Raw genomic sequence first — 23,302 nt, 5'->3', positions numbered from 1 at the left:
CGGATAAGTTCGCAAAGCCAAAACCAAAGCCAGGACCAAAGATCATCGTCCCCGGAACTCCGTAAAGAACCAAAAAAAAGCCCATCCGAAGATGGGCTTTTTGCAGTACGCGATTCGCTTAGCGAACAGCCGGGCCTTCAGCCACGCCCAGGTCATCGACCGGACGGGTTTCAGTCAGCGGCGAGCCACCGGAATCCAGCTCTTTGTGCAGCTTGTCTTCGTCCAGCTCCTTGACCCACTTGGCCACGACCACGGTGGCAACGGCGTTGCCGATCAGGTTGGTCAGGGCACGGGCTTCGGACATGAAGCGGTCGATACCGAGGATCAGCGCCAGGCCAGCAACCGGCAGGTGACCGACAGCCGACAGGGTCGCCGCCAGGACGATGAAGCCACTACCGGTGACGCCGGCAGCACCTTTGGACGCAACCAGCAGCACCAGCAGCAGGGTGATCTGGTGGGTAATGTCCATGGTGGTGTCGGTGGCCTGGGCGATGAACACCGCGGCCATGGTCAGGTAGATCGAGGTGCCGTCGAGGTTGAACGAGTAGCCAGTCGGGATCACCAGGCCAACCACGGATTTCTTCGCGCCCAGGCGTTCCATCTTGGTCAGCATGCGTGGCAGCGCGGACTCCGAGGAGGAAGTGCCGAGCACGATCATCAGCTCTTCACGGATGTAGCGGATCAGTTTCAGGACGCTGAAGCCGTGGGCGCGAGCGATACCGCCGAGGATCACCAGGATGAACAGCAGGCAGGTGATGTAGAAGCAGGCCATCAGGTAGCCCAGTTGCACCAGGGAACCCACGCCGTACTGGCCGATGGTGAAGGCCATGGCACCGAAGGCGCCGACCGGTGCCAGCTTCATGATCATGTTGATGATGTTGAACATGACATGGGCGAAGCGGTCGATCATGTCCAGCAGCGGACGACCGTAGGCACCCAGGCGATGCAGGGCGAAACCGAAGATCACCGAGAACATCAGCACTTGCAGAATGTCGCCGTTGGCGAAGGCGCCGACCACGGTGTTAGGGATGATGTTGAGCAGGAAGCCGATGGTGGTCTGCTGCGCGCCGGCGGCGGCGTAGGCTGCCACGCTGCTGGCGTTGAGGGTCGACACGTCGATGTGCATGCCGGCGCCAGGCTGGACCACGTTGACCACGACCAGGCCGATGATCAGGGCGATGGTGGAGACGATTTCGAAGTACAGGAGCGCGTAGCCGCCAGTCTTGCCCACCGATTTCATGCTCTGCATGCCGGCGATGCCGCTGACCACGGTGCAGAAGATGATGGGCGCGATGACCATCTTGATCAGTTTGACGAAGCCGTCACCCAGCGGCTTGAGGGCCACACCGGTTTCGGGATAGTAGTGGCCCAGCAGGATACCGATGGTGATCGCTACCAACACCTGGATATACAGCGATTTGTAAAGTGGCTGACGGGTTGTCGTCATGGCTATTTCCTCAAGGGTACCGGCCCGTCCTTCCCAGGACGCGAGGCACCTGACTCGCGAACCCTCCTGCACTGGAGGGATTTGTTGTGTCGAGCTGCGTGGCAGAACTCTGCGAGGTTCATAGCAAGCGTGATGCCAATTTGCGCTGTTGCGGTGCAACCCCGTGTTTCCGGGGGCTTCGCTGCACGTTCTGGTGGCATTCGCACCTGGCGCACTTGGCGGATTTCCGCCCGTGGCGGGTTTTATCCCGTTCAGCTTGGCGGTAATCCGCCTACAACGAGTGAGGAAATGGCTCGCGGGCGGAAACCCGCCAGCGCGAGACGTTGAGCGTCAGTCCACCAGAAAACCAATGCGGAACGCCGCGCCGCCCAGAGGCGAGTCGGTGAGCGTCAGACGGGCGTCATAGCTGTCGATGATGTCCTTGACCACCGCAAGGCCGATGCCCTGCCCCGGGTTCTGCCGGTCCAGCCGCTCGCCGCGCTGCAGAATCCGCTCGCGTTGGTCGGCCGGCACACCGGGGCCATCGTCTTCGACACACAGTTCCAGTTCGGAGCCGTCCTGAACCAGGCTGACCCTCACCCGTTCCAGGCACAGGCGCCAGGCGTTTTCCAGCAGATTGCCGAGCAGCTCCAGCAAGGCGCCCTGCTCCATCGGCACCCGCGCATCATCGGCCATGGCGAAATCGACCTGCACCGCCTTGTCGCGATAGACCTTGGCCAGGGTGCCGCACAGGCTTTCCACCAATGGCCGCAATTGCACCTGATGGCGCACCAGACCGCTCTTGCGCAGGCTGGCGCGCTGCAACTGGTAGTCGATCTGCTGGCTCATGCGCTCGATCTGGCTTTGCAGCACTCGCGCCTGCTCGCGCTCTTCGGGGCGCTGGGCCATGCCTTCGCTGACGCCCTGCAACACCGCCAGCGGAGTTTTCAGGCTGTGGGCCAGGTCGCCAAGGGAATCCCGGTAGCGCCCGCGCTGTTCGCGCTCGCTGTGCAGCAGGCGGTTCAGCGAGCGGGTCAGGCGCAGCAGTTCGCGGGGGTGTTCGCCGCTCAGGCCTTCACGGGCGCCGGATTCCACTTCATCCAGTTCCACGCTCATCTGCCGCAACGAGCGCAGGCCCCAGGTCAGCCCGGCCCAGAGCAGCAACAACAACACCAGCAGCGCGGCGCCGAAGCCCAGGTAGAGTTTTTCCCGCAGGCCGCTGATGGTCTGCTGGTACTCGCGCACCGGTTGCAGGGCCACGATGCTGAAGGCGGCGTTCTTGCCGCCGAGCAGCTTGACCTCGACGTCGTAAACGAAGAATTCCTCGCCGTCGTCCTGGCGGATACGTGCGAACTCGTTGCCGCGACCGTCGTAGCGTGGCTGATAGTTGATGTTTTCGTTGGCGGTGGCCCGCGAGCGCCAGACCAGATTGCCCTGGCGGTCGTAGATGTAGCCCAGCAGGCGGCTGTCGGGCAGGTTGAAGCGCTCGTCCGGCAGCAGCACCGGCATCATCAATTCGTTGTTTTCGATCCGCGCGGCGGAAATCAGCGTGGTCACGTCCGATGCCAGGCGCTGCTCGATGGACTCCTGCAGGGCCAGGCTGAAGGCCTTCTGCAACGCCGGCAGCAGCGCCAGCATGAACAGCAGCGCCAGCACGGCGGCCGCCAGCATCAGGCGCACGCGCAGCGAACGGATCATCGGCAGCGCTCGGTGAACAGGTAGCCGAGGCCACGCACGGTGTCGATCGGTTTGAAGCCCTGGCTGCCTTCCAGCTTGCGCCGCAGACGGCCGACCAGCACTTCAATGACATTCGGGTCACGCTCCCCGTCATCCGGATAGAGCTGCTCCATCAGGCGTTCCTTGGCGACCACTTGCTGGTGATGGCGCATCAGGTATTCGAGGATGCGGTATTCGTAGGCGGTCAGCGCCAGCGGCTGCTCGTCCAGCAGCGCCTGCTTGCGGTTCAGGTCCAGGCGCAGCGGGCCGGCGGTGATGGTGGCCTGGGTGAAACCGCTGGAGCGGCGCAGCAAGGCGTTCAGGCGCGCCTCCAGTTCCTCGAACTGGAACGGCTTGACCACATAATCGTCGGCGCCGGCGGCCAGGCCCTCGACCTTGTCCTGCCAGTTGCCACGGGCGGTGAGAATCAGGATCGGGAAGGTCTTGCCCTGGGCCCGCAGACGGCCGATCAGGTCCAGCCCACTCATGCCGGGCAGACCGAGGTCGATCACCGCGAGGTCGTGGTTGAACTGCTCGGCCTGGTAGAGCGCCTCCTCGCCATCGCCCACCGCTTCGACCACGTGCCCGCTTTCGCTCAAGCGGCTGTAGAGGTGGTGGCGCAACAGCGCTTCATCCTCGACCACCAACAGTTTCATCACCTTCTCCCTTTGTAGTGCGCGGCGCGCAGAATAACAGCGAACCGGCCCTGTCCAGGGGCCGGTTCATCAAGCCTGGGCACGCAGTCAGAACCGGTAGTTGGCCGACAGGTAGGTCTGCGCGCTGCTGTCCAGGCGCAACGCCCCCAGTTTGTTGCCGCCGCTTTCGGCCAGCTCGGTGGTCGCGTTGCTGCGCAGGTAACGGTAGCCCAGCTCTACGGAGGTGTTATCGCTGACTTGCTGCAACACGCCCGCTTGCAGGCCGACCGCGTAACCGATGTCGCTGTCGCGGCTGGCACCCGGAGAGTCCTGTGTGAGCTTGGTCAGGCCAGCAGTTGCGCCACCAAACAGCTTGGTGCTGCCGCCCACCGGATAGAACAGATCGTAACTGCCGAGCAGATTTTCCTGACGCAGTTTGAGGCCGTTATGGGTGCCCGAGACATTGTCGTAGGTGGCGTAGTAGCGGCCTTGCTCATTGATCTTGCCGAGGCGAATGCCCCAGGTGTCGTCCTTGCCGATGATCCCGTCGCTGTTGAGGTGGCCGACGTTCTCGGTGAGCAGCCCGGATTTCTTGACCTTGTCGCTGGTCTGACCGTAGGTGACGCTGGCGAAGGTGTCGTCGGCGGCCTGGACGGCCATGCTTGTGCCAAGGAAAGTCAGGGCGGCCAGCAGGGTGTTGAGGTTTTTCATGGGGATGTTCTCCACAGTGCTGCGGGTTTTGGAAATTGAGGTCTAGAGTAAGGACCTGGCCCTGAACCGCCGCTGAACCCGGCCTGAACGCTGGCTGAACGTCTTTGATGTTCGAGCCCATCTTTTGAAACCCATGCATTGAATCCAGGAGTACCGATCATGCGATTACTGTTTGCGGCCGTGCTGCTCGGCGCTGCCGGCCTGGCCCAGGCCGCCGTGCAAACCCGCGAGATTCCCTATCAGGATGCCGACGGCAAGCGCCTGGTCGGCTACTACGCCTACGACGATGCCGTGAAAGGCCCGGTGCCGGGCGTGGTCGTGGTGCATGAATGGTGGGGGCTGAACGACTACGCCAAGCGCCGCGCTCGCGACCTCGCGGCGCTGGGCTACAGCGCCCTGGCCATCGACATGTACGGCGACGGCAAGAACACCGAGCACCCGGCCGACGCCATGGCGTTCATGCAGGCCGCCCTGAAAGACCCGGCCACCTCGGCCAAGCGCTTCGATGCCGGGGTCAAGCTGCTGAAAATCCAGCCACAGACCGACAAGGAGCGTATCGCCGCGATTGGCTACTGCTTCGGCGGCAAGGTGGTGCTCGACGCCGCCCGCCGCGGCGAGTCGCTGGCCGGTGTGGCCAGCTTCCACGGCGCACTGGTGACCGACACGCCGGCCACGCCCGGCAGCGTGAAGACCAGGATTCTGGTGGAACACGGCGGCGCTGACAGCATGGTCACCCCGCAGCAGGTGCAGGCGTTCAAGGACGAGATGAATGCGGCGAATGCCTCGTTCGAATTCGTCACCCTCGAGGGCGCCAAGCACGGCTTCACCAACCCGGACGCCGACCGCCTCAGCCATGGCGAGCATGGTGGGCCTGACATCGGCTACAACAAGGCGGCGGACGAGAGTTCCTGGGCGGACCTGCAGGCGTTCTTCAAAAAGATCTTCTGATGCTTCACCGCTTCGCGACGGTTCGGCGCCCCGACAAGCTCGCTCCTACAGAATCGCTGTCCCCGTAGGAGCGAGCTTGCTCGCGATCAGCCCAACGCCCTCCCCTCTGGCCCCCCGCCAGCGCCCACGGCACAATAGCCGCCATGAACCGACTCCCCTCCTGCTGCTCTCCGCTCCAGTACCACTGGCCCTTGCCCCGCCCGGTCCCCGGCGCGCAGTTGGTCAGTTGCGCCTTCGACCCGGCGCGCCTCGCCAGCGACGATTTCCAGCGCGCCGCCATCGAGCAGACGCCGGCCCTGCAACGTTCAGTCGCCAAGCGCCAGGCCGAATACCTCGCCGGCCGGGTTTGCGCCCGCGCCGCGCTGCAACGCCTCGATGGCCGCGACTACGTGCCCGCCACCGGCGATGACCGCGCACCGATCTGGCCAGCCGGCATCAGCGGCTCGATCACCCACGGCAAGGGCTGGGCCGCCGCAGTGGTGGCACGCAGCAGTGATTGCGCGGGGCTGGGGCTGGATCAGGAAAGCCTGCTGGATGACGAACGCGCCGAGCGCCTGGCCAAGGAAATCCTCACCGAGGCCGAGCTGCAGCACCTCGATCCGGCGCGGGTCGGGCTTACCGTCACCCTGACCTTCTCGCTCAAGGAAAGCCTGTTCAAGGCGCTCTATCCGCTGGTGCTCAAGCGCTTCTATTTCGAACACGCCGAAGTGCTGGAGTGGAACGACGACGGCCACGCGCGCCTGCGCCTGCTCACCGACCTGTCGCCGGAGTGGCACCACGGTCGCGAGCTGGAAGGACAGTTTTGTCTGATGGGCGACCAGTTGCTGAGCTTGGTCGCGGTCTGATTCAGGAAAGCAGCGGGCAGTGTTCACAGTGCCCTACCCACTGCACTTTGTAGCTCAGGCAGCAGGTACGCCTTCGGCGGCGGCCTTGTTGGTTGTAGGACACTGCGGCGAATAGCGGGCTGTCCGGCGCCTCCAGCCACACCCTCGCCTGCTCGCCGGCCTGTTGCTCCAGGCAGTCCCCGGCATTGCCCCAGAGCACCGCGCTCGCCACGCCGCCAAGCCGCGCCAGACGCTCGATCAGCGGCGGCAGATGGCTTTCGATCGCTATTGCCAGTCCATCCAGTCCATCATCGGAGCGAAAGCCGACGGGCAAGCCGCGCTCGTCCAGTGCTATCCGCAACCCGCCGGAAAGCCGTGGCGCTCGTCCGGCCAGCGCTTCGCGCCAGAGCACCATGAAGTAGTACTTGGACCACTGCGACACCAGCACCGGTAACTGCGCCGGCATCAACTCCGGGCCATAAAGCGCCAGCAGCAGTGCATGAAAACGCTGCGGTTCCAGCAGTTCATCCAGCGCAACCGCGTCACTCATTGCGCACCCGGCGTCTGCTCGCGTGGCCAGCTCAGGCTGAAACAGGCGCCACCCAGGTGCACGCTCTTGCCGATCAGCGCGCGACCGTTATGCCAGTGGATGATGCGCCGGACGATGGACAACCCCAGCCCATGACCACCGGAAGACCGGGTGCGGCTGTCATCAAGGCGGGTAAAGGGGGTGAAAATCCGGTCCCAGGCGGTTTCCGGGACGCCGGGACCGTCGTCCTCGACATCGATGCGGCACCGTTGCAGCCCCAACTGATAACTGAGGCTGACCTCGGATTCGGCATGGCGCATGGCATTACTCACCAGATTCTGCAGGGCGCGGTGCAGGTAGCGTGGCTCGGCCTCGACCCACGCACCCTGGGCATCCTCGCCTCCCTGGCACGTCCCGCGCACCACCCGCACCTCGCGGCGCAGCGGCGCCAGTTCGGCGATTACCTGATCGAGCAAGGCATCCAGGTCAACCCGCTGGAAATGCAGGGCCGGCGCGCCCTGTTCGAGGCGGGCATACATCAGCATCTCGTCGACCAGCTTGTCGAGGTCCTGAATGTCGTTGTCCATGCCCGCCAGGTACTTCTCGCGGGCCTGGTCGTTGCTGGCGCTGGCGATCATTTCGAGGCCGAAGCGCAGCCGCGCAACAGGCGTGCGCAACTCATGGGACACCGCCCGCACCAGCTCGCGCTGGATGGTCAATGAACGCTGCAAGTGCTCGGCCATACCATTGAAGGCTTCGGCCAGCCGCCCCACCGAATCGGCGCCCTGCACCACCACCCGGGTTTCCAGGCTGCCCTGGGTGATCTGCGTCGCGGCCGTTTCGACCTTGGACAGGCGCCGCTCCAGTTGCCGCACCAGCAGGTAGACCACCAGCCCGATCAGGCTCAAGCCAAGGGCCGCGATGAGCACCAGCAGTTGCGTCGGATACGGATTCATCTGGTACAGCGGGCCGATTTCCAGCACCCAGGGCGTTCCGGCGATACCAGCGAACACGCGGATCGAGTTGCCTTCCTTGCCCAAGGCCATCACCGTGTCGCCTTCTTCGACCCGGCGGCGCTGGTCTTCGTCCATGTCCGCATCGGTCTGCGCCAGCAAGCGCAGGTCGAAGCCAAAACCCTTGCTCTGCTTGAGTTCCGCCAGGCGCCGGGCCTGTTCCGCCACCGGATAGCGAATCAACTCGTCCACCAGCAGGTAGATGGTGGCGCGGGCCAGTTGCTCGCTGATCTGCTGCACATCGCCGGTCAGCAGCAGGTCCTGCCCCTTGAGCTGGCTAATGACCCGCGCCGCATGGGGACCAGTGTGCTCCACCAGCACCTGGCCGCGTTGCAGGCGGGTGCGCTGGCTGCCGTCGATTCCGACCTCGTTGCTGTTCTGCAACGCCAGGGGAATACCCAACAGGCGCTCCCACAGGGCCACGGCGCGCGTGCGCTCGACGCTGTTCATGCGTGTCAGGTTGTCGGCCATCAGGGTGAAGGTGCCGTGGGCCAGGCGCTCGCGGTACTGGTCGGAGCGCACTTCGTTGAGCAGGTGCAGGCTGAGGACGCCAAGCACCGCCACCAGCACCAGGACGCCAAGCATACCGCCGTAGATCCGCAAGAAGATCGAGTTCATTCGGACAGGCCCATGGCCTCGGCGGCCTCGCGGACGAACAGGTAGCCCTTGCCGCGGATGGTCTTGATCATCCGCGGGTGGATCGGGTCGTCGCCGATGCGCGGGCGGATGCGCGAGATGCGTACGTCGATGGAACGATCCTGGCCGTCGTAACCGACGCCGCGCAGGGAGGTGAAGATTTCTTCCCGCGAGAGAATCCGCCCGGCGTTGCTCACCAGCAGCCAGAGCAGGTCGAATTCGGCGCTGGTCAGTTCGATGCCGGCCTCGCCGAGCCAGGCCTCGCGCAGGGTGCTGTCGACCCGCAGCGGGCCGAATTGCAGCGCTCGCCGCTCAGTGGTGGTAACGGGGCTTTCGCTGCGCCGCAACAGGGCGTTGATCCGCGCCAGCAGCAGGCGCGGACGCACCGGCTTGCACACATAGTCGTCGGCGCCCAGGTCCAGGCCCTGGACCTGATCGAGGTCGTCGCTGCGCGCGGTGAGCATCAGGATCGGCCCGGCATAGCGCTGGCGCACCTTGCGGCAGATGCTCAGGCCGTCTTCGCCGGGCAGCATCAGGTCGAGGATCACCAGGTCCGGCTGCTCGTTGATGATCCGCGCCGCGGCCTTGGCGCCGTCGCCCTCGACCTCGACGCTGAAGCCATTGGCCTGGAGGTATTCGCGGGTCAGTTCGGCGAGACGCTGGTCATCCTCGACGATCAACACCTGACTGCTCTGCTGCTCCACGGGGCCACCTCTGCTTGTTGTTATGGGATCGACGCCGCCGCCATCACCAAAGGGCAACATCGGCCCCGGATACTACGATGCGCACCGGCCACTGCCAACCGCGCGCACGGGCGAGGCAAATAGCCTGCCAACGACCTCGGTCAGCGCTGTTTTTTGTGATAGGGTTCGCGCCCCCAAAAATCCCTTCGTCGCCTTTTCTTACATTAAAAAAGGATGACAGGCGGTCTCATCGCGGCAGGACGGGGCCTACAGCGTTTTGTTCAGTTTCACTCACAATCTACCCACAAGTTATCCACAGGCCGTCGCCTTGCAATACCCCCGAGACCGCATTATCTTGTATCTCAGTCGCAGCAAAACACTACATCTTGGGTTTTCATGAAATTCCCAAGCACAAGACAAGCATCGAACTCAAGCCCTTCAGCGGCTGTTTTTTTTGCTTGAACTTAACGTGATTTCAGCAGCCAAACCGCTCCTGCGGAGGCGACCGTTGCAAGCCCTTTGAGGGCCTTGTTCCGGGTATGGGTAGTGCAGGCCAGGGCCGCACCCCCAACAGCAACAGATTTTGGGTTGTCGACCCAAGACTTTTGACTTCGGCCAGGGAGCGGCATGCGAATGCCCCTTTTTCCTGATCCGTCCCGAAGTCGGGTATGTGCCCAGAGCGGCGCGCGAGAGCCTTTGAGCCACGCGCGTGCCAGGTGCCTGTCGGGCTTTTGGATGGAACGGTTGGCGCCCACCGGGCGCCTAAACAAACTTAAAGAACGTGGAGACACCCATGCAAACCGACACAACTCGCGAGAACCCGCAGGCCAAGGCGCCGCAGGCCGCAGATTCGAATCAGGATCTGGCAGCGACCGCCCCTGGCCAACTGCGCGTGATCAAGCGTAACGGCACTGTCGTTCCTTACACCGACGACAAGATCACCGTAGCCATCACCAAAGCGTTCCTTGCAGTTGAAGGCGGCACCGCCGCCGCGTCGTCGCGTATCCACGACACCGTCGCGCGCCTGACCGAACAGGTCACCGCGACCTTCAAGCGCCGCATGCCTTCCGGCGGCACCATCCATATCGAAGAGATCCAGGACCAGGTCGAACTGGCCCTGATGCGCGCCGGCGAACAGAAAGTCGCCCGCGACTACGTGATCTACCGCGACCAGCGTGCCCGTGAGCGCGCCACCCGCAGCAACACCGACGCCGTCGTGCAGCCGCACCCGAGCATCCGCATCACCCTGGCAGACGGCAGCATGGCGCCGCTGGACATGAACCGCCTGAACACCATCATCACCGAGGCCTGCGAAGGCCTGGCCGAAGTCGATGGCGAGCTGATCCAGCGCGAAACCCTGAAGAACCTGTACGACGGCGTGGCCATCAAGGACGTCAACACCGCCCTGGTGATGACCGCCCGTACCCTGGTCGAGCGCGAGCCGAACTACTCCTTCGTCACCGCCCGCCTGCTGATGGACACCCTGCGTGCCGAAGGCCTGGGCTTCCTCGAAGTCGCCGACGCCGCCACCCACCACGAAATGGCCGACCTGTACGCCAAGGCACTGCCGGCCTACATCGCCAAGGGTGTCGAGTTCGAACTGCTCGACCCGGCCCTCGCGACCTTCGACCTCGACCGCATGGGTCAGGCGATCAATCACGAGCGTGACCAGCAATTCACCTACCTCGGCCTGCAGACCCTGTACGACCGCTACTTCATCCACAAGGATGGCGTGCGCTTCGAACTGCCGCAGGTGTTCTTCATGCGCGTGGCCATGGGCCTGGCCCTGGGCGAGAAAGACCGTGAAGCCCGTGCGATCGAGTTCTACAACCTGCTGTCGTCCTTCGACTACATGGCGTCGACCCCGACCCTGTTCAACGCCGGTACCCTGCGCCCGCAACTGTCGAGCTGCTACCTGACCACCGTGCCGGACGACCTGTCGGGCATCTACCACGCGATCCACGACAACGCCATGCTGTCGAAATTCGCCGGTGGCCTGGGCAACGACTGGACCCCGGTGCGCGCGCTGGGCTCCTACATCAAGGGCACCAACGGCAAATCCCAGGGCGTCGTGCCATTCCTGAAAGTGGTCAACGACACCGCCGTCGCGGTCAACCAGGGCGGCAAGCGCAAAGGCGCTGTCTGTGCCTACCTGGAAACCTGGCACCTGGACATCGAAGAATTCATCGAGCTGCGCAAGAACACCGGTGATGACCGTCGTCGTACCCACGACATGAACACCGCCAACTGGATCCCTGACCTGTTCATGAAGCGCGTCTTCGATGACGGCAAGTGGACCCTGTTCTCGCCATCGGAAGTGCCGGACCTGCACGACCTGACCGGCAAGGCCTTCGAAGAGCGCTACGAGTACTACGAAGCCCTGACCGAGTACAACAAGATCAAGGTGTTCAAGACCATCCAGGCCAAAGACCTGTGGCGCAAGATGCTCTCGATGCTGTTCGAGACCGGCCACCCATGGTTGACCTTCAAGGATCCGTGCAACCTGCGCAGCCCGCAGCAGCACGTGGGCGTGGTCCACAGCTCGAACCTGTGCACCGAGATCACCCTGAACACCAACAAGGACGAGATCGCCGTCTGCAACCTGGGCTCGATCAACCTGCCGAACCACATCGTCGACGGCAAGCTCGACCACACCAAACTGCAACGCACCGTGAACACTGCCGTGCGCATGCTGGATAACGTGATCGACATCAACTACTACTCCGTGCCGCAGGCTCGCAACTCGAACCTCAAGCACCGTCCGGTCGGCCTCGGCATCATGGGCTTCCAGGACGCGCTGTACCTGCAGCACATCGCCTACGGTTCCGACGCTGCCGTCGAGTTCGCCGACCGTTCGATGGAAGCGGTCAGCTACTTCGCCATCCAGGCCTCCTGTGACCTGGCCGACGAGCGCGGTGCCTACGAGACCTTCCAGGGTTCGCTGTGGTCCAAAGGCGTGCTGCCGCTGGACTCGCAACAGATCCTGATCGAGGCCCGTGGCGCCAAGTACATCGACGTCAACCTCGAAGAGCACCTGGACTGGGCACCGGTTCGCGAGCGCGTACAAAAAGGTATTCGTAACTCGAACATCATGGCCATCGCGCCAACCGCGACCATCGCCAACATCACCGGCGTGTCGCAGTCCATCGAGCCGACCTACCAGAACCTGTACGTGAAATCGAACCTGTCGGGCGAATTCACCGTGATCAACCCGTACCTGGTTCGCGACCTCAAGGCCCGCGGCCTGTGGGACTCGGTCATGATCAACGACCTGAAGTACTACGACGGATCCGTGCAGCAGATCGAGCGTATCCCGCAAGAGCTGAAAGACCTGTACGCCACCGCGTTCGAAGTTGAAACCAAGTGGATCGTCGATGCCGCCAGCCGTCGCCAGAAGTGGATCGACCAGGCTCAGTCGCTGAACCTGTACATCGCCGGCGCCTCGGGCAAGAAGCTGGACGTGACCTACCGCATGGCCTGGTTCCGTGGTCTGAAAACCACCTACTACCTCCGTGCCCTGGCCGCGACCAGCACCGAGAAGTCGACCATCACCACCGGCAAGCTCAACGCCGTGTCCAGCGGTGGCGACAACAGCGCCCCGGTCCAGGCCCAGGCCGCTCCGGCCGCAGCCCCTGCTCCAGCGCCAGTGCCTAAAGCCTGCGCGATCGACGAGCCGGACTGCGAAGCCTGCCAATAAGGTGATCGTGAGGCTTCCTTCGGGAAGCCTCACTGCTGCCAGGATGAACGGCGTACTCGTGATCGAGGCCGACGCCGTCCCTGAGCCAGAAACAAAAAGACCGAAGCCCCAAGGCTCCGGCTCTCAGATTTTGCGTGCACTGCAGTACCCGAACGCAAGCACCGCAACCAAGATCCACTGGCCATACTGAACATGGCCCTCAAGCAGGAGACCCACCATGCTGAGCTGGGACGAATTCGACAAAGAAGACGGCGAAGCCACCGCCAAAAGCGGTAATGCCCAAGCCGCTGCCACCGGTATCGACAAACTCGACAGCGCCGGCGGTGCCGCCGCCCTCGAAGCTCGCGCTGTAACCAGCACCGACTCTGACGCGGTAATCCGCGCCAAAGCCGCCCTGGACGACCTCGACATCGCCGAAGGCCTGGCCGAGCTGGAAGGCTCCGCTGCCCGCGTCGCCGTTGACGAAAAGCGCATGATCAACTGCCGCGCCGACCTCAACCAACTGGTCCCGTTCAAATACGACTGGGCCTGGCAGAAGTACCTGGACGGCTGCGCCAACCACTGGATGCCGCAAGAGGTCAACATGACCGCGGACATCGCCCTGTGGAAGAGCCCGGAAGGCCTGACCGACGACGAGCGCCGTATCGTCATGCGCAACCTCGGCTTCTTCTCCACCGCCGACTCCCTGGTTGCCAACAACCTCGCGCTGGCCGTGTACCGCCTGATCACCAACCCCGAGTGCCGCCAGTACATCCTGCGCCAGGCCTTCGAGGAAGCGATCCACACCCACGCCTACCAGTACTGCATCGAATCGCTGGGCATGGATGAAGGCGAGATCTTCAACATGTACCACGAGATCCCGTCGGTCGCGAAAAAGGCCGCCTGGGGCCTGCGCTACACCCGCGCGATCTCCGATCCGGAATTCGATACCGGCACCGTCGAGACCGACAAGGAACTGCTGCGCAACCTGATCGCCTACTACTGCGTTCTGGAAGGCATCTTCTTCTACTGCGGCTTCACCCAGATCCTTTCCATGGGTCGCCGCAACAAGATGACCGGCGTGGCCGAGCAGTTCCAGTACATCCTGCGTGACGAGTCCATGCACCTGAACTTCGGTATCGACGTGATCAACCAGATCAAGATCGAAAACCCGCACCTGTGGGATGCCGAAATGAAGGAAGAAGCCTCGCAGATGATCCTGCAGGGCACCCAGCTCGAAATCGAATACGCTCGCGACACCATGCCGCGCGGCGTACTGGGCATGAACGCCGCGATGATGGAGGACTACCTCAAATTCATCGCCAACCGTCGCCTGTCGCAGATCGGCCTGAAAGAAGAGTACCCAGGTACCACTAACCCGTTCCCATGGATGAGCGAGATCATGGACTTGAAGAAGGAGAAGAACTTCTTTGAGACTCGCGTGATTGAGTACCAAACAGGTGGGGCGTTGAGCTGGGACTGATCGGCTCTCGCGAAGCTCTATCAAAAAGGCTGCCCTCGGGCAGCCTTTTTACTTTGTGTTTCAGAGTGGCAGAGCAGGTCCGGCGTCCCGGTGAACCCGCTCTCATAACATGGCTGATTGATTTGGCTGGACTCCGTAGGAGCGAGCTTGCTCGCGAAGGCGTCGGTGAGCTCACTAACGCCTTCGCGAGCAAGCTCGCTCCTACAAGTACAATGCGTACCCGCGAAGGCGGCCCTGAAAAGGTCACCTGCTTCTTGACTGACTGGCTGGCGTTTACGCATTGCGCTGACGCATTCTGTAACAACCATCCTGCGCAAACAGATGGCATTACCCTCATATTCCTCCGTTTCTCGAGAGTGATCACTCAATGCCCTGGGTCAAACGTTCCATTGCCGTTCTCTGCCTGATATTGGTAACAGTCGCTGCGCTGTGCTTTCACCACTATCTCCCACGCCACAAGGTGGTGCACATCACCGGTGTCGAAGTGAAAAGGATGGACGCAGATGGTGTCATCAATGCAGAAAATCCTGCAGATGGCCCTACCCGGGACGTGTACTTCATCAACACGGTATCGTCGGACGCTGATCGTGAAGTCGTCGTCTACCGCAATGAAGACACTGGCTGGGGGTTCCCTTGGTACTTCAAGTTCGACAGCGCTGATCTGCAGGCCAAAGCCCAGGACTATTCCCGTGATCAGAGCCAGCTAGCGGTGATTCGCTACTACGGGTGGCGCTTCCAGATCTTTTCAATGTTCCCGAACATCACTGACCTCAAGGCAACCAGCAGCCGCTCGGAGCCTTTCCCGGTTTTCAACACTATCTTCTTCAGCGTGCTGCTGATCGTAGCGGTCACCATCGGCCTTGTGATCCGGCGACGGCTCCGGCTTAAGCGCGCGCCCATGGTCCCGAGTGACTCATCGCGGTAAGCGGCGTATGTGAGGCTGGCGTAGATACCAACATGTGGCTGGTGGGTTATAAAAAGCAGTAAGCGATAGCCCCCAGCTCCATTGGCACAGATAGCCAGGGCTCAGCCTTGGCTATCGTCCGAAGCCGGCCTCGGCAGAGTCAGATCTTCACACACGCAAACAACGCATTCCCCGAGGCCTGATCCCACGACACCAGCTTCTCGTAATCATGCTCCAGCACATGCACCTCGAAGTACGGTTCCAACAGCGCCCGCAGCTCGTCGAAGCTCACCGCCACCATCGGGTGTTCGTCATGCCAGACCTGGGTTTCCCCCGCCAGCGTCCGCTCGATGCTCAATCTCAGCGACTGCCGCTCGCCCTCCCCTTCGTAATGCCAGGCTGAACGAAACGCGAACCGGGCCTCATCGAGTGTGTCGGTGTGGGAGACGAACGAGCCGTTGTCGATCCGCTGCTTGTCCACGGCGTTGAAGCAGAACACGCCACCCGCCGCCAGCGCCGCATGCACGCTGGCGATGCAGGCTTTGAGCCGTTCGATACCGCCGCTGTAGTGGACGGAGTAGAGAAAACAGGTGATCAGGTCCACCGGCTCGGCCACGCTGAAACCACACATGTCCCCCAGTGCAAACTGCGCCTCAGGGCATCGCAATGCAGCCCGGTCGAGCATGGGCTGATTGATGTCGAGCCCGGTGCTCTGGTAACCGGCATCGATGAAGTGACGAACATGAGGGCCGGTGCCGCAGGCAAGGTCCAGGTGCCGTATGCCGCCATTGCCGAAGAGCTGCTGCAGGCGGTGGACGCTATGGCTTTGCGCGCGGTAGTCGATGCTGGCGCACATCAGGTCGTAGTAGCCCGACAGGTCGGTATAGAGAGCGTTGCCGGACATGGAAACCTGGGATGTGAAGGGGGTCGAGGGGGCGGCATTGTAGCCGAAGCGAATGCAAAAAAAGCCCGGTGAAGCAGAACTTCACCGGGCCTTCATCACGTCAACAGATCACCTGCCTCGCGACAGGCGCCGCTCTGCCTCAGGCGAGGTCGAAACGGTCCAGGTTCATCACCTTGGTCCACGCGGCGACGAAGTCCTTGACGAACTTCTCCTTGGCGTCGCTGCTGGCATACACCTCGGCGTAGGCCCGCAGGATGGCGTTGGAACCGAACACCAGGTCATTGCGGGTGGCGGTGTATTTCACTTCGCCGGTCTTGCGGTCGCGACCTTCGAACAGTTCGGTGGAGTCGCCTACGGCTTTCCACTGAGTGCCCATGTCCAGCAGGTTGACGAAGAAGTCGTTGCTCAACTCGCCGACGCGATGGGTGAAGACGCCGTGCTGGCTGCCATCGTAGTTGGCGCCCAGAACCCGCAGGCCACCGACCAGAGCAGTCAGTTCCGGCGCGGTCAGGGTCAGCAACTGGGCGCGGTCGATCAGCAGCGATTCGGTGCTGGCCGGGCTGTCGGTGTTGCGGTAGTTGCGGAAGCCATCGGCCAGCGGCTCGAGGTATTCGAAGGACTCGATATCCACCTGGTCCTGACGCGCATCGACCCGGCCCGGAGCGAACGGTACATGCACGTTCACGCCGGCAGCCTTGGTCGCCTGTTCGATACCGACCACACCCGCGAGGACGATCACGTCAGCCAGCGATGCCTTGTTGGCCGCCTGCTGCACCGCCTTCAGGCGCTCCAGGGTGCCGACCGCGATTTCGTTGACCGCCCAGTCCTTCTGTGGCGCCAATGCCAGGCGCGCACCGTTGGCACCGCCGCGCTTGTCGCCGCCACGGAAGGTCGAAGCCGAGGCCCAGGCCACCGAAACCAGTTCGCTGACCGACAGTCCCGATTCGGCGATCCGCGACTTGAGGTCGGCGATATCGTCGGCGCTTGGGTTGTACAACGCGGCCGGCAGCGGGTCTTGCCAGATCAGGTCTTCGTTCGGCACTTCCGGGCCGAGGTAGCGGGCTTTCGGGCCCATGTCTCGGTGGGTCAGCTTGAACCAGGCGCGGGCGAAGGCATTGCTGAACGCTTGGGGATCGTTGAGGAAACGTCGCGAGATCGCTTCGAAGCCGGGGTCGAAACGCAAGGTCAGGTCGGTCACCAACATGGTTGGCTTGCGTTTTTTCGACGGGTCGAACGGGTCGGGCATGATCTCCGGCGCGTCCACCGCTTCGAACTGAATGGCGCCTGCCGGGCTGCGGGTCTGCACCCACTCGAACTTGAACAGGTTTTCGAAGAAGTTGTTGCTCCACTGGGTCGGGGTCTGTGACCAGATCACTTCCAGGCCGGAGGTGATGGCGTGGGCGCCGACACCGCTTTCATAGGTGCTGGCCCAGCCCAGGCCCTGGGCTTCGATGCCACCGGCTTCCGGGTCGACACCAACGTGGGTGGCGGCACTGGCACCGTGGGTCTTGCCGAGGGTGTGACCGCCAGCGATCAGCGCGACGATTTCCTCGTCGTCCATCGCCATGTTGCCGAAGGTGGCGCGGATCGCGGCCGCGGCCGAAGCGGGATCGCCGCTGGCGTTGGGGCCTTCGGGGTTGACGTAGATGAGGCCCATTTCAGTGGCCGAGAGTGGGTTCTTGGCCAGGGTTTCCGGGTCACGGTGAGTCAGCCAGGCTTTCTCGTCGCCCCAGTTGACGTCCAGGTCCGGTTCCCACACGTCCTCGCGGCCCGCGCCGAAACCGAAGGTGCGGAAGCCCGAGGACTCCAGCGCCACGTTGCCGGCGAGGATCATCAGGTCGGCCCAGGAAATTTTCTGTCCGTACTTTTGCTTGATCGGCCACAGCAGGCGACGCGCCTTGTCCAGGCTGACGTTGTCGGGCCACGAGTTCAGCGGCGCGAAGCGTTGCTGGCCACGGCCCGCACCACCACGGCCGTCCACCGTGCGGTAGGTGCCGGCGCTGTGCCAGGCCATGCGAATGAACAGGCCGCCGTAGCTGCCCCAGTCGGCCGGCCACCAGTCCTGAGAATCGGTCAGCAGCGCCTTCAAGTCGGCCTTGAGCGCGGAGTAATCGATCTTTTTGAATTCTTCGCGATAGTTGAAGTTCTCCCCGAGCGGGTTCGAACGGTCCGAATGCTGGCTAAGCAGCTCTACACGCAGTTGATTGGGCCACCAGTCACGATTGCTGGTGCCGCCACCGGATGTATTGTGGAACGGGCACTTACCTTGGTTCGACATGCTGCTTTCTCCTTTTTCCTCAGCAGACCGGCCCTCTGTGTTGCGACCGACGATAGAGCAAGACTAAAACGGCACCACCGATGAAACAAATTTATGAATTTTATTGAATCGATAGTCATTTACTTCTTGGCGACATAAAGGAAATATCCGTCGATCATTAAGTTCCATTCCGTATGACGAATCGTCGACGGGCGGTGGTGGTTCGGGGAGAAAGTAAAGCAGAGGCACCGGGACTGCTCCATAGCCCCGGCGTGATGAAAGGCTCACGGATCGAGCGTCAATCAGAAATCGACTGTGGCCGACAATTTCAACGTCCGCGGTTCACCCTGGGTCAGGTAATTGTTCGCCGTCGACGCCGACGCCCAATACGCCTTGTTCGCCACGTTCTCGACATTGGCCCGGAGGGTGATGTACTTGTCGTCCGCCTTGAAACCATACCGTGCGCCCAGGTCGACGCGGGTCCAGGCCGGGATGTTCAGGGTGTTGGCCGCGTTGACGTATTCGCCACCGGTGCGCAACACGCGACCACTCACCGCCGCGCCTTCGATGCCCGGCACATCCCAGTCCGCGCCGACGTTGAACTGGAAGCGCGGCACGCCCGCAGCGCGGTTGCCGTCGGTGGCGCCGTTGGAGGTTTTCTTCTGTTCGGTGTCCATCCAGGTCGCACCGGCCAGCACCCGCAGGCCATCCACCGGTTCGCCGAACAGGTTCAGCTCGACACCCTGGTTGATTTGCTCACCATCGACGCTGAATACGTTGTTCGTCGTGGCATTGTTCGGTTGCTCGATGCGGTACACGCCGAAGGTGGCACCGTAGCTATCCCAGTCGAGCTTCACGCCGGCTTCGGTTTGTTTGCTGCGCTTGGGCGGGAAGACCTCGTCGCGGTTGCTGACTGTGGACGGCGCCGTCGGGCCTTGGGCCAGTCCTTCGATGCGGTTGGCGTAGAACGACACATGCTCCCAGGGCTTGATCACGACGCCATAGACCGGCGTGGTGATGGACTCTTCATAATTAGCGTTGCGCGCACCGCTACTGGTCGCCCAGGCGTCAACTTCGATGGTTTGGCGACGTACACCGAGGGTCAGCAGAACACGGTCATCTATAAAACCAAGGGTGTCGGACAGGGCGATACTTTTGATGCGATTTTTCCCGACGATGCGTGGGTCGTGGATATCGCTGCCGAAGTAGGTGTTGGTCGGGCGCGGAATCTGGATCGGGTTGTAGAGGTTACCGGGCTGGCGATTTGCAGCCAGGATCGCCTCGAAGGACGAACGCTGCTCGCCCCACATGCCGGACAGGCCGAAGTTCATCTGATGGCTGACCGCACCGGTGTTGAAGCGACCATTGAGGCCGGCCACCGCGCTCTTGTTGTCTTCGTCGTGGGGCGAGTAGAGAAAGCCCGTACGACCGCTGCCATCGTTGCCGACATACAGCGAGGAATATTCGCCGTTCTCCCGGGTGTGCTTGGCGCCGATACCGGCGTAGGCGGTCCAGTTGTCGTTGAGGTCGTACTCGCCGTTGAGCATGCCGTAGGTGTCTTCCAGCTCCGACCAGGTCCAGTCCTGGGCGTAGTTGTCTTTGGCCGACGGTGCGTCCGGGACCTTGGTGCCGTTGGGGTAGACCACCGAGCGGCCGTTGTTGATGCGCTGTTTCTGATAGCCGAAATCGGTCGACAGGCGCAGGCGCTCGCCGCGGTAATCCAGGCCAACAGCGATCAGCGAGGTGCGTTTGCTTTCATCGTCAATCGCGGTGTCGCCGCCGCGTTGGGCGAGGTTGATCCGCGCACCGAAGCGGTTGTCTTCGCCGAAGCGCTGGCCAAGGTCGAGGTGGCCGCCGACCTGGGTGTCGCTGGTGTAATCGAGGGTGACGCTGCGGGTCGGGGTGTCCTCGGCGCGCTTGGGCACCAGGTTGACGCTGCCGCCAATGCCGCTGCCCTGCGGTGCGACGCCGTTGAGAAACGCGTTGGGGCCCTTGAACAACTCGACCCGCTCCACCGCTTCGGTATTGATGATCTGCCGTGGCAGTACGCCATAAAGGCCGTTGAAGGCGATGTCATCGCTCTGCAGCGGCAGCCCGCGAATGGTGAACACCTGGGAGAAGTTGCCGAAGCCCGCCGATTGGCGCACCGAGGCGTCGTTGAGGAGCACGTCACCGATGGTCCGGGCCTGCTGATCGGCCATGGCCTTGGCGGTGTAGCTGGTGACGCTGAAAGGCACGTCGTTGATCGAACGGTTGCCCAGCACGCCAAGCCGCGCACTGCGCGCCACCTGGCCGCCGGCGTAGGTGTCGCCAGTCATGCTCGAGGCGGCATTGACGTTGGTCGCGCCCAGTTCCAGCACATCGCCGCTGGACAGCGGGGCCAGTGTGTAGCCGTTGCCGCCGGCGCTTTGCAGGGTATAGCCGCTGCCCTGAAGCAGCAGCGCAAAGCCGGCCTGCGCGGTGTAGCTGCCTTGCAAGCCAGGGCTGCGGCGGTCATTGAGCATCTTCGCGTCGAACGACAGCGGCACGCCGGACATCGCCGCGAACTGGGCCAGCACATCAGCCAGCGGACCCGGCGCGATGGCGTAGCTACGGGCACCATTGTTCGGCACGGGATCAGCGGCCATGACGCTGTGGGCCGGCATCAACACGGCCAGGGCGACGGCGAGGCTCAGTGCCTTCATGGCAACACGCGGTGAGCTGATTCGGGAGATGGACTGCAACGGCCTGGACGTCATTCGGAGCTCCTGTCGGCGCCTGAAAAGTGAGGGTTCACTTCCACACCGAAGGAGCGGGAAAAAGGTATCAGCCTGCGTGCGAATTTTCTCGCAGCTCAGGCAGGTTCGATGGCAACCCAGTAGCGGGTCAGGCTGCTGATGCGGATCGGCAGGGTGTCTTGCAGCAAGCGCAGGCTGGCGTCGGTGTCCTTGAGCGGAAACGCGCCGGAGACGCTGAGCGCGGCAACCGCCTCATGGCAGCGCAGTACGCCGGGGCGATAACGGCCGAGCTCGGCGAGCAGATCGCCCAGGCGCATGTTGCGGGCGACCAGCATGCCGTGTTCCCAGGTCAGGGCGGCGGTGTCCAACGGTTCGGCGGCGGCGGTGCGGTCAAGGCCAAACGCACTCTGCTCGCCGGCCTTGAGAATCAGGCCTTGGCGCGCGTGAAGCGGCAACATCTCCACCGCCCCTTCGCTCACGGCGACATGGCTGAGCTGCTCCCCGACGCGGACGCTGAAGCGCGTGCCCAAGGCGCGGGCAGTGCCGTGGCGGGTCTCGACCATAAAGGTGCGGGATGGGTCTTTGGCAGTGCTGATCAGTACCTCGCCTTCCAACAGTCTTATCCGTCGTTCCTGGGCATTGAAGGCAATGTTCAAGGCGCTGCCAGTGTTGATCAGTAGTTGCGTACCGTCGGGCAGGGTCAGGTTTTTCTGTTCGCCGATGGCGGTGCGTTGGTCGGCGCGCCATTGCTGCCAGGGCAGTTCACGGGAGGCGATCCATACGGCGGGGCCCGCCAAGAGGAACACGCCGAGGCGATGCAGCGCCTGACGACGGCCGATCCGCTTGCTGTTGTTCAGCCGCTGAAAAGTGTCGCTGGCCACATTGCCAGGTACGGTGCGCAGATCGCCCAGCAGGGCTTCAGCCCGCTGCCAGGCCTGAGCGTGTTGCGGACTGCGATCGCGCCAGAGCTGGATGGCGTGATGATCGGCTTCGGTGGCGACGCCGGACTGCAGTTGCACCAGCCAGTCGGCGGCTTCGCCGAGGATCAGCGGGTCGATGGACGGAGTCATCAAGCCACGCTCAGGCAAGCGAGGAAGGCGTCGCGCATGTCCCGTTTGACGGTGATCAGTGAGACGCCGAGTTGCTCGGCGATCTGGGGATAGGTCATCCCGTCGATCTGCGAGAACAGGAAGGTCTGGCGGGCGCGGCCGGGCATCTCGCGGAGCATGGCGTCGATGCGATGCAGGGCTTCGAGGATCAGCCAACGGGTTTCCGGCGACGGGACTTCGGACTCGGGCAGGTGGGCAATGGTTTCGAGGTAGGCGCGCTCGACGTCCTGACGTCGCCACCGATCAATTACCAGGCCCTTGGCAATATGAGTCAGCAATGCGCGGGGCTCGCTGCCGAAGCATTTGCTTTGCCGTGTCAGCAGGCGGATGAACGTGTCGTGGGCCAGGTCCGCGGCATCACTGGTGTTGCCCAGCTTGCGATTGAGCCAACCGTGCAGCCATCCGTGATGTTCGCAGTACAGGGTTTCGATATGCAGATTAAGCGCGCGATCGGTCGAGGACATAGAGACCACTGAATACATCCGCCAGGAATGGCAGGGTGTAATTAAGAATTGATCGCATTCTATAGAGAAGCCAGCAGTAATGGCAATTGCAACAAGATGAGTGTTGACCGGCGGAGATGGCGGCATCTCACCGTCGACCTATGCGAAAATACGCGGCTTTTTGTTCATACGTGTGGAGATGTACAGTTTTGGTAATGCATTACTCAACAAACGGCGAGGCCGTTGCATGTGGCCGTGTTGGCAACACTCTGAGCACTACTGCTGTCGCAGATGACGTGGATTGCAAATCGTGCCAGCGCTCACTGACCAAGGTCGACGTCGCCCCGGCGAAGAAGGCGCCATCATTGGCGGAACTGCGTAAACAGCGCCAAATGGCCCAGGCGAAAGCCGCATCTTACTGCTTCAAGGCCAACTGGCGTGTACGCCTGGCCGCTCGTCCCGACCGCTGCCGCCTGCCGCGCGGCGTGGCCCCTCAGGCCTTCGTGTAAGCCAGCCCGCGGGGTTCAGCCCCGCGACTTCCTTGAAGTTTCCAAATGCCGAAAAGACAAAACCCCTACCTGCATACGCAGATAGGGGTTTCGGAATTTAATCTTGACGATGACCTACTCTCACATGGAGAAGCTCCACACTACCATCGGCGATGCATCGTTTCACTGCTGAGTTCGGG

General features: G+C 62.7%; 18 protein-coding genes. 6 read left to right on the top strand and 12 right to left on the bottom strand.

From position 1 onward, the window contains the following. Positions 1–118: 118 nt before the first annotated feature. The 4 genes from CKW37_RS09165 to CKW37_RS09150 form a co-directional block, all read right to left on the bottom strand. Positions 119–1,447, bottom strand: a complete 1,329-nt coding sequence (locus tag CKW37_RS09165; protein WP_095155382.1) for a dicarboxylate/amino acid:cation symporter — start codon at positions 1,445–1,447, stop codon at positions 119–121. A 330-nt stretch (positions 1,448–1,777) separates the two neighbouring features. Continuing rightward, positions 1,778–3,124, bottom strand: a complete 1,347-nt coding sequence (locus CKW37_RS09160; protein WP_095155381.1) for an ATP-binding protein — start codon at positions 3,122–3,124, stop codon at positions 1,778–1,780. Next, a complete protein-coding gene (locus CKW37_RS09155) occupies positions 3,121–3,798 on the bottom strand; it encodes a response regulator transcription factor (RefSeq protein ID WP_095155380.1) in 678 nt (225 codons plus the stop codon). Before CKW37_RS09155 ends, CKW37_RS09160 begins: the two co-directional genes overlap by 4 nt. An 87-nt stretch (positions 3,799–3,885) precedes the next feature. Next, on the bottom strand, positions 3,886–4,488 hold the full coding sequence (locus CKW37_RS09150) for an outer membrane beta-barrel protein (protein WP_095155379.1): 603 nt from the start codon (positions 4,486–4,488) through the stop codon (positions 3,886–3,888). Between the two features lie 159 nt (positions 4,489–4,647). On the opposite strand from CKW37_RS09150, the gene CKW37_RS09145 reads away from it, so the two are divergent. Both CKW37_RS09145 and CKW37_RS09140 read left to right on the top strand, forming a co-directional pair. Then, entirely contained in the window at positions 4,648–5,436 is a 789-nt protein-coding gene (locus tag CKW37_RS09145; RefSeq protein WP_095155378.1) for a dienelactone hydrolase family protein, read from the top strand. Between the two features lie 143 nt (positions 5,437–5,579). Further along, positions 5,580–6,281, top strand: coding sequence for a 4'-phosphopantetheinyl transferase (locus tag CKW37_RS09140; protein ID WP_095155377.1), 702 nt, complete (start codon positions 5,580–5,582; stop codon positions 6,279–6,281). Position 6,282: 1 nt separating this feature from the next. Here CKW37_RS09140 and CKW37_RS09135 read toward each other — a convergent pair whose 3' ends face one another. The 3 genes from CKW37_RS09135 to CKW37_RS09125 are packed head-to-tail and all read right to left on the bottom strand — an operon-like array spanning position 6,283 to position 9,142. Beyond that, the gene (locus tag CKW37_RS09135) at positions 6,283–6,810 is read right to left on the bottom strand and encodes a (2Fe-2S)-binding protein (protein ID WP_256587718.1); all 528 of its coding nucleotides are present in this window, start codon (positions 6,808–6,810) and stop codon (positions 6,283–6,285) included. Continuing rightward, positions 6,807–8,420, bottom strand: a complete 1,614-nt coding sequence (locus CKW37_RS09130) for an ATP-binding protein (protein ID WP_095155375.1) — start codon at positions 8,418–8,420, stop codon at positions 6,807–6,809. Before CKW37_RS09130 ends, CKW37_RS09135 begins: the two co-directional genes overlap by 4 nt. Beyond that, the gene (locus CKW37_RS09125) at positions 8,417–9,142 is read right to left on the bottom strand and encodes a response regulator transcription factor (protein ID WP_095155374.1); all 726 of its coding nucleotides are present in this window, start codon (positions 9,140–9,142) and stop codon (positions 8,417–8,419) included. The genes CKW37_RS09130 and CKW37_RS09125 overlap by 4 nt, the downstream gene beginning before the upstream one ends. A 772-nt stretch (positions 9,143–9,914) precedes the next feature. Between CKW37_RS09125 and CKW37_RS09120 the strand changes: the two genes are divergently transcribed. The 3 genes from CKW37_RS09120 to CKW37_RS09110 all read left to right on the top strand — a co-directional run bounded on the left by CKW37_RS09120 (position 9,915) and on the right by CKW37_RS09110 (position 15,205). After that, positions 9,915–12,818 carry a ribonucleoside-diphosphate reductase subunit alpha gene (locus CKW37_RS09120; protein ID WP_095155373.1) on the top strand — a complete coding sequence of 968 codons (2,904 nt, stop codon included), beginning with the start codon at positions 9,915–9,917 and terminating at the stop codon, positions 12,816–12,818. A 217-nt stretch (positions 12,819–13,035) separates the two neighbouring features. Next, positions 13,036–14,280, top strand: coding sequence for a ribonucleotide-diphosphate reductase subunit beta (locus CKW37_RS09115; protein ID WP_095155372.1), 1,245 nt, complete (start codon positions 13,036–13,038; stop codon positions 14,278–14,280). A 367-nt stretch (positions 14,281–14,647) separates the two neighbouring features. After that, positions 14,648–15,205: a DUF1523 family protein gene (locus CKW37_RS09110; RefSeq protein ID WP_095155371.1), complete on the top strand. Its 558-nt coding sequence runs from the start codon at positions 14,648–14,650 to the stop codon at positions 15,203–15,205. A gap of 139 nt (positions 15,206–15,344) precedes the next feature. On the opposite strand, the gene CKW37_RS09105 is transcribed toward CKW37_RS09110, so the two are convergent. From CKW37_RS09105 to CKW37_RS09085, 5 genes are all read right to left on the bottom strand, one after another. Continuing rightward, positions 15,345–16,088, bottom strand: a complete 744-nt coding sequence (locus tag CKW37_RS09105) for a class I SAM-dependent methyltransferase (protein ID WP_095155370.1) — start codon at positions 16,086–16,088, stop codon at positions 15,345–15,347. A 139-nt stretch (positions 16,089–16,227) separates the two neighbouring features. Continuing rightward, complete coding sequence (gene katG / locus CKW37_RS09100; RefSeq protein WP_095155369.1) at positions 16,228–18,366, bottom strand: catalase/peroxidase HPI; 2,139 nt, start codon at positions 18,364–18,366, stop codon at positions 16,228–16,230. 281 nt (positions 18,367–18,647) lie between these two features. Next, entirely contained in the window at positions 18,648–21,083 is a 2,436-nt protein-coding gene (locus CKW37_RS09095; RefSeq protein WP_095155368.1) for a TonB-dependent receptor, read from the bottom strand. A 95-nt stretch (positions 21,084–21,178) separates the two neighbouring features. Then, positions 21,179–22,132 (bottom strand): FecR domain-containing protein, encoded by a 954-nt coding sequence (locus CKW37_RS09090; protein WP_095155367.1) that lies wholly within the window; start codon positions 22,130–22,132, stop codon positions 21,179–21,181. After that, positions 22,132–22,635 (bottom strand): sigma-70 family RNA polymerase sigma factor, encoded by a 504-nt coding sequence (locus CKW37_RS09085; RefSeq protein WP_095155366.1) that lies wholly within the window; start codon positions 22,633–22,635, stop codon positions 22,132–22,134. Before CKW37_RS09085 ends, CKW37_RS09090 begins: the two co-directional genes overlap by 1 nt. A 275-nt stretch (positions 22,636–22,910) precedes the next feature. On the opposite strand from CKW37_RS09085, the gene CKW37_RS09080 reads away from it, so the two are divergent. After that, positions 22,911–23,123, top strand: coding sequence for a hypothetical protein (locus CKW37_RS09080; RefSeq protein WP_371864281.1), 213 nt, complete (start codon positions 22,911–22,913; stop codon positions 23,121–23,123). Positions 23,124–23,302 lie beyond the last annotated feature (179 nt).

The organism is Pseudomonas sp. Irchel 3E13 (assembly GCF_900187455.1).
Taxonomy (GTDB): Bacteria; Pseudomonadota; Gammaproteobacteria; order Pseudomonadales; family Pseudomonadaceae; genus Aquipseudomonas.
This window is presented reverse-complemented; position numbering and strand designations above follow the sequence as displayed.